At 52.4% G+C, this 6,865-nt stretch carries 4 protein-coding genes and 1 other annotated feature; of the genes, 2 read left to right on the top strand and 2 right to left on the bottom strand.

Annotated features, from left to right (window positions below; genetic code table 11):
• Window positions 1–355 precede the first annotated feature (355 nt).
• Window positions 356–730, top strand: a complete 375-nt coding sequence (locus tag BLR08_RS21885; protein WP_090586425.1) for a VOC family protein — start codon at window positions 356–358, stop codon at window positions 728–730.
• Window positions 731–862: 132 nt separating this feature from the next.
• Here the strand turns inward: BLR08_RS21885 and BLR08_RS21880 are convergent, their stop codons facing one another.
• Entirely contained in the window at window positions 863–4,033 is a 3,171-nt protein-coding gene (locus BLR08_RS21880; protein ID WP_072334381.1) for a transglycosylase domain-containing protein, read from the bottom strand.
• Window positions 4,034–4,222: 189 nt separating this feature from the next.
• Window positions 4,223–4,506, top strand: a binding site (T-box leader).
• Between the two features lie 64 nt (window positions 4,507–4,570).
• Here BLR08_RS21880 and tyrS point away from each other — a divergent pair.
• Complete coding sequence (tyrS, locus tag BLR08_RS21875) at window positions 4,571–5,827, top strand: tyrosine--tRNA ligase (RefSeq protein ID WP_072334384.1); 1,257 nt, start codon at window positions 4,571–4,573, stop codon at window positions 5,825–5,827.
• Between the two features lie 165 nt (window positions 5,828–5,992).
• On the opposite strand, the gene rpsD is transcribed toward tyrS, so the two are convergent.
• Window positions 5,993–6,592 (bottom strand): 30S ribosomal protein S4, encoded by a 600-nt coding sequence (rpsD, locus tag BLR08_RS21870; RefSeq protein ID WP_072334387.1) that lies wholly within the window; start codon window positions 6,590–6,592, stop codon window positions 5,993–5,995.
• Between the last annotated feature and the right edge of the window lie 273 nt (window positions 6,593–6,865).

Below are 6,865 nucleotides of genomic sequence, written 5' to 3'. Positions count from 1 at the left end.
CCGCAGTTTTCATGCGAAGCATGTGAGGGGGAAATGTACCCGGAATATTACAAGGGAGTTCATGGATACGAGTACCGGATTGAAGACAGGATCGGCTCTAGAGAAGAAAGCACAGAGTAGAAGAAAGGGAATGGATATGGGGTGGAAAAGCGATAGCGGCCGCCTTTAAAGTCGTGTTCATACCACTTCATACATTCAAAGAACACGACTTTAACAGCGGTTGGAAGCCCATATCCAATTCCCTCCCCATGCTCGAAAGTATGGGTTCAGACAAGGACCTAGCCGCAGGCTAGGTTTTTCTTTATGACAAGAAAAGCTACCGCAGCAACACAAATGCAATGGAGGTGCATGTTAATTGTTAAAAGCAATTGAAAATAGGATAGATACGTTTTTTGTTCACGTGACCGATTTAGAACGATCGGTACGTTGGTACAGTAAACTACTTGGGCTCGAGGTAAGGGACGAGGCATATAACGGACCTATATATATCTTGAATATGGGAGACGGGCGCCCGGGGATAACCCTTGATAACCATTGCTTTGAGAAAGATTATAGGTTTATTCCCACCAATCAACCGTTATTTAACTTTAGCGCATCTGACATTAACGAAGCCTTTAACCATGTCACTAAGATGGGAGCTGAGCTAATAACCGATATCATAACACATCCCGATTTGGCGGAGTTCTCCTTTAAAGATCCGGATGGCAATATCATTATGGTGTGTACTTGATTCAGTTGATTTCATGTATTTTCAAAATGAAAACGGCCTCGCGTAGGCGAGGCCGGGCAATCTGGCAATACGCAGCAGACTGAGATAGCCGAGGATTATTTATCTTGATGCTCAACTGCTTAATCGGCTCCATTAATCGCTGCTTTTCTTAAACGCTTTGGCCGGCGATGGCTTGGAGTCGCCATGCTCATTGGTCGCCGTAATCCGATAGAATCCTTCGGTCGAAACCGCATAATAGCGGAATTGAGTCGCTTGGGAGACCGTGCCAAGCTTGGTGAACTCGCCGTCCTCTTTAGCGCTGAAATACACGGTATAAGACTTTACCTTTTCTTTGGCGGCATTAGCCTTCCAGCTTAGTTCGATGCCTCCGCCTGTTGATTTGACGGCAGGCGCTGCAGGAGCGGAGGGAGCTTTTTTCCACTCTTCGTCGCCGGCATCCGGCTTGTCGGAAGCACCGGTATCGGGCTTGCCGCCAGGCGTTGGATTTTGGCCAGGATGAGGAGCTACTCCCGCCGGGTCAATGGCCCCGTCACTATCCGGAGTGAGGAATAGCAAGTCTACGGAGGTTCCGTCCGTGTAAGCGGCCTTGCTTGGCACGGACTCACGGCCTGCTACATCTACCGCCGTAACGTAATACCCGAATACGCCGGGGCCTGCTTGATCCGTAAACTTGGTTTCTTCGCCGGCAAGCAGCACTTTACCTTCAACCTTCTGGTAGCTGCCTTGACTGGTCGACCGGTAGAGCCGGTAGCCGACCGTGTCCTCGCTGGGGCTGGCCTGGAAGGTGATCACGCTCGTTTGGCCCGAATGAGTGGCCGCCACGGTCCCCGGAGCAACCGGCGGTTTGCCGTCATCCGTGCGAGGGTCCGTTTCCGAAGGAGCATCCTCATCATAATCCTTGGGCTTAAAGAAATCGATGCTGCGCTTGCGGTCAGCGGGCAACCGATTCATGATGGATGCGATTTGCTTAAACAAATCGCCGAGCGGCTTTTCGCGTTTGATCACCGTTTTCTCGCTGACGAATTCTGCGGGAGTTCCCGATTGAGCGATATAATTTATTTTGTTGAACGTGATGATCGGCAGGCGAGTCAGGACATTATCCTCTTCGGTCGGCACGAACTTTTTGTTGAAAATATCTTTATTCAGCTTGCCTGCGGCTTTGATCGCATCGCTTGGCAGCTTCCCGGACAGACTGGAGACGGTCATATCGACGATATTCGGCGGCCGCTTGAACTCCTTGGTCGGGAACAGATCCGGATGCTTTTCGATGGCTGCATTCAAAGCCATGGCCCATACGTCCTTGGCTCTGTTGGTTCCTCCGCTTTTCTTCGTCAGCTTGTGAATGGGCAGCTCATAACCTACCCAGACGCCAAGTGTGACATCGGGCGTGTAGCCCATGAACCAGGCATCGGCATCGTCCTGAGTGGAGCCGGTTTTACCGACGATCGGTATTTTATTGTAGTACTTGTACTTGGTCTTCAAGTCGGTTGCGGTTCCCGATGTAATGACCGTACGCATCATATCGCTCATCAGGTACGCCGTCTCCTGCGAGAAAGCGGTGGTCGGCTTGTTCTCATGCTCGTAAACGATTTTGCCGTTGGAGTCGGTAATTTTCCGGATCATAAAAGCTTCGTTGTACACACCTTGATTGCCGATTGTGGCGTAGGCATTCGTCAGCTCTTTCACCGTAACCCCGTACTTGAGACCGCCGATTACGCCGGTCTGCGCGACATAATCCGCTTCCGTCACCGACTGGATGCCCATCTTCCGAGCGAACTCCCAAGCTTCCTTGATACCGACCGTTTCCGTAAAAAGCTTGATGGCCGGTATGTTGTACGACTGATTCAGCGCGTGTCTGGCGGTAACTAGACCGTGGTAGCCGTCATCCCAGTTCTCGGGAATATGGTAGCCGGCCTTGGTCCCGTCCTTCAGGACGATCGGGACGTCGTCAATGACTGTGGCCGGCTGAATCGCTCCGCTCTCGAGCGCAGGGAGGAAAGCGGCGATCGGCTTCATGGTCGAACCCGGCTGACGATAAGCCTGGGTAGCATGATTCATCTGCTCCTTGAAGAAATCGCGTCCCTCCAGCATCCCGAGTATGGCGCCGGTTTTATTCTCGACCATCACGGCGCCGACCTGCTCCACGCCTTTGACTTTGTCATCCGGTGTAAAGTTTTTGGCGTTCTGGGCGATGTCGCGCATCGACTCATAGATTTCTTTGTCTATCGTGGTGTAGACATGATATCCGCCCCGGCTAAGCTTGGCCTGCATGCTTTTCAGCGCCTCGTTGTAGGCATCCGGCTGCTTCTGGGCGTCCAGCGCCGGCTGCTCTGCCTTCAGCAGCGCCTTGGCTGCTTCTTTCTCTACCTCGATCATCAGGAACGGATATGTAGAATAAGCTTTTTTGACACGTTCGGCGAGCGTGCTTTGCAAGTCGAAGGCTATCGCTTCGTCGTACTGCTGCTGGGTGATCTTGTTTTCTTCCAGCATGCGGCGCAGGACAAGCTGTTGCCGCTGTACGGCTCTTTTGAAGGCGGCTCCGTCAAACACTCCGCTGCTGCTAAAGGCGGAGAAGTTGCTTGGCATCTGAGGAAGACCCGCCAGATAGGCAGCTTGGGCCAGATTCAGCTTGGATAGATCCTCGATGTTGAATATACCCTTGGCGGCCGCTTTGATGCCATAAGCATTGTAGCCGGACGAGCCGTTGCCATAAGGAATTTTGTTCAGATACGCAAGCAAAATCTGTTCCTTGGACATCATCCGCTCAAGACGCATCGACAGGAAAATTTCTTTCGCTTTGCGGCTGTCGGCCTTGTCCAGCGACAAAAACACTCGCCTGGCCACTTGCTGAGTGATGGTGCTGCCGCCGGTCTGTACATCCAAATTAAGCAGCTTCTGTACAACGGCTCGGGCGGTTCCCTTGATGTCTACGCCCATATGTTCATAAAAGTTTTTGTCCTCGATGGCGAAGACGGCGTCCAGCACGATCTGCGGGATATCGTTCAAGCCGGCCAATCTGCGGTCTTCTTCCGTTCGAAGCTGCCCCACTACCGTGTCGTCCCGGAAATAAACGAATCCGGTTAACGCGTCGTCATTCATCTGCTGCAGCATCGTTTCCTTGTCGCGCACAGGATCATCCTTGACCAGCGCCGACACATAACCGAAGGCTGCGCCTCCTGCCACAAATCCTGCGATAATCCCCATAATGAACAGCCATTTGAAGGTTAGCAGCGTATATTTGACAGTTGCCCGCAGCACTTTTTTGGCAGAGCCTTTTTCTTTCTCCGTTTTCTCCGTATCCATGTAAGCCGGTACCTCCCGATAATGGAAAACATTCCATCCTATTATAGCATACCCCGTCAAGCCGAACATCGATCCAGACGCATGCTTTCATGATTCTTTGATGACATTTGGCCTATCAGGCAGAGGGGGAGAGCGCATGTTTGACAATTCGGCGAGGCGTATGGTTAAATAAGAGAAACTTGCATATGGTCAAATGCTTGGATGGACAATCAGTAGGACAAAGAATGGCGCTTGCAGAGAGCCGGTGGCGGGTGTGAACCGGTACGCGACTTTGATCTGAATTACGGTCCGGAGCAGCGGAAGGGAACTTTGCTTATAAAGCGCAAACAGTAGCTTCCGATCGGGTGTTCCCGTTATCCTGTCAAAGTGAAAACCGCTATGACGCCACTGGTAGAGAGCATGTTTCTGCCAACTAGAGCATCTGCGGTTTTAAGTAGGGTGGTACCGCGAGACATAGCCTTCTCGTCCCTTGTGGATGAGAGGGCTTTTTTGCGTGGTCAGGCATGTTTGAACATACAGAGGAGGATGAGGCAGGTCATGGCGAAATGGGAAGAATTATCGCAAGAGCAGCAGCAGGAGGTAACGCGTCAGCTCGAAACAATCCGCCGCGGGGTCGTGGAGATTGTCCCCGAGGATGAGCTGAAGCGCAAGCTTATTCATTCGGTCGCCACCGGGAAGCCGCTGAATGTAAAGCTTGGTCTCGATCCGTCGGCGCCCGATATTCATGTGGGGCATACGGTAGTTCTGCACAAGCTGCGTCAATTTCAGGAGTTTGGCCATCAGGTACAGCTTATTATCGGCGACTTTACCGGACGCATCGGCGATCCGACGGGCAAGTCCGAGACGCGCAAGCAGCTGACGGAAGAGGATGTCAAGCGCAATGCGGAAACGTACCAGAAGCAGATCTACAAAATTCTGGATCAGAGCAAGACGAATTTATACTACAATTCGGAATGGCTCGGAGCGCTGAACTTTGCGGATGTGGTGGAGCTGTCGGCGAAGCTGACGGTGGCGCGGATGCTGGAGCGGGATGATTTTTCGAAGCGGTACAGCGGCGGCCAGCCGATTCATATCCATGAGTTTTTCTACCCCTTGATGCAGGGCTACGATTCTGTAGCGCTGAAGAGCGATATCGAGCTGGGAGGCACAGATCAGAAGTTTAACCTGCTGATGGGCCGCACGCTGCAGAAGGAATACGGCGTCGAGGCTCAGATCGCGATTATGAATCCGCTGCTTGAAGGTCTTGACGGCGTGAACAAGATGAGTAAAAGTCTCGGCAACTACATCGGCATCGACGAGGCGCCTCAAGAAATTTACGGCAAAGCGATGTCCGTTCCGGACGAGCTGATGATTAAATACTACGAGCTGGCTACAGATCTGAGCAATGAAGAACTGAACGAGCTTCGCAGCGGCCTGGAGAACGGAAGCGTTCACCCGCGCGACGCCAAGATGAGATTGGCGCATACGTTCGTGCGGATGTATCATGGGGCGCAGGCAGCGGACGAGGCTCAGCAGCACTTTGTGACCGTATTCCAGCAGCGTGCGCTGCCCGAGGACATCGAGGATGTAACGCTGCCGGCGGAAGCGCTGGAGGGCGGCATGATCCGTGCGGCCAAGCTGCTCGTCACACTCGGCCTGCAGGCATCCGGCAGCGAAGCGCGCCGCAGTCTGCAGCAGGGCGCGGTCAAGATCAATGAGCAGAAGGTGGACGATCCGAATGCGGAGCTGACGCCTGCCGACGGCGACATTGTGCAGGTAGGCAAGCGTAAGTTTGCGCGGATCAAGCTGGGATAGGCACCTTGAGCCTGTTTTATTCAAAAGCATTCGTAATTCAGCTTTTTTAGCAGCTGAGTTGCGAATGCTTTTTTTGATTGGGTCGGACAAGCTGGGTGCGGCTGCAAGAAAACGCAAAAAAAGCCGCTCCGGCAGGAGCGGCTTGTGTGTGTGTGCCAATTTCTATTAACGGCTGTAGAACTCGACGATTTGCTTCTCATCGATTTCTTGAGCAAGCTCGGAACGTTCAGGAAGACGAACGTATTTGCCTTCTACAGCGGCTTCGTTGAATTCCAGGTAAGCCGGCAGGTAGTTGCGGTTAGCCAGAGCTTCTTTGACTGCGGACAGGCCGCGGCTTCTCTCGCGAAGACCGATAACATCGCCAGTCGATACGATGTACGAAGGAATGTCTACCTTCTTGCCGTTGACTGTGATATGACCGTGAGCGACCAATTGGCGCGCGCCGGCGCGGGAGTTGGAAAGGCCCAGACGGTAAACCAGGTTGTCCAGACGGCTTTCGAGCAGGAACATGAAGTTTTCACCCGCGATACCTTGTTGCTTGGAAGCTTTGTCGAACAGGTTGCGGAATTGTTTTTCATTCAAACCGTACATATGGCGAAGCTTTTGCTTTTCTTGCAGTTGAACGCCGTAGCCGGACATTTTCTTGCGTTGTCCAGGGCCGTGCTGACCTGGAGGGAATGGGCGCTTCAATTCTTTGCCTGTTCCGCTGAGGGAGATGCCGAGGCGGCGGCTTAATTTGAACTTAGGACCGGTATAACGGGACATGTATGGTAGCTCCTTTAAAATTGGGTATAGTGTAGGGTAAAGCAACGGGTGAAGAAGGGCCCGATTTTGTCATACTATCGATGGCGATAGCAAACGACAGGAAGTACCCAGCCGCGGTCCTGTCGGCAACAAAATCTATAGAGGGTGACTCAATCTTCCACCATAAGCAAGCATGACTCTTCCGAAGCACACTCGCTTATCTCGACTTCTAATTCTATAAGAAGCAGGTGGGTCATGTCAAGTGATACGGCAGGAAAATCAAACAAAAGGTCT

Source organism: Paenibacillus sp. cl123 (assembly GCF_900101595.1).
Taxonomy (GTDB): domain Bacteria; phylum Bacillota; class Bacilli; order Paenibacillales; family NBRC-103111; genus Paenibacillus_G.
This window is presented reverse-complemented; position numbering and strand designations above follow the sequence as displayed.

Bases quoted from the DNA above. Each gene is read 5' to 3' on its own strand.
- BLR08_RS21880 (WP_072334381.1), bottom strand. From the start codon at position 4,033: ATGGATACGGAGAAAACGGAGAAAGAAAAAGGCTCTGCCAAAAAAGTG.
- tyrS (WP_072334384.1), top strand. From the start codon at position 4,571: ATGGCGAAATGGGAAGAATTATCGCAAGAGCAGCAGCAGGAGGTAACG.
- rpsD (WP_072334387.1), bottom strand. From the start codon at position 6,592: ATGTCCCGTTATACCGGTCCTAAGTTCAAATTAAGCCGCCGCCTCGGC.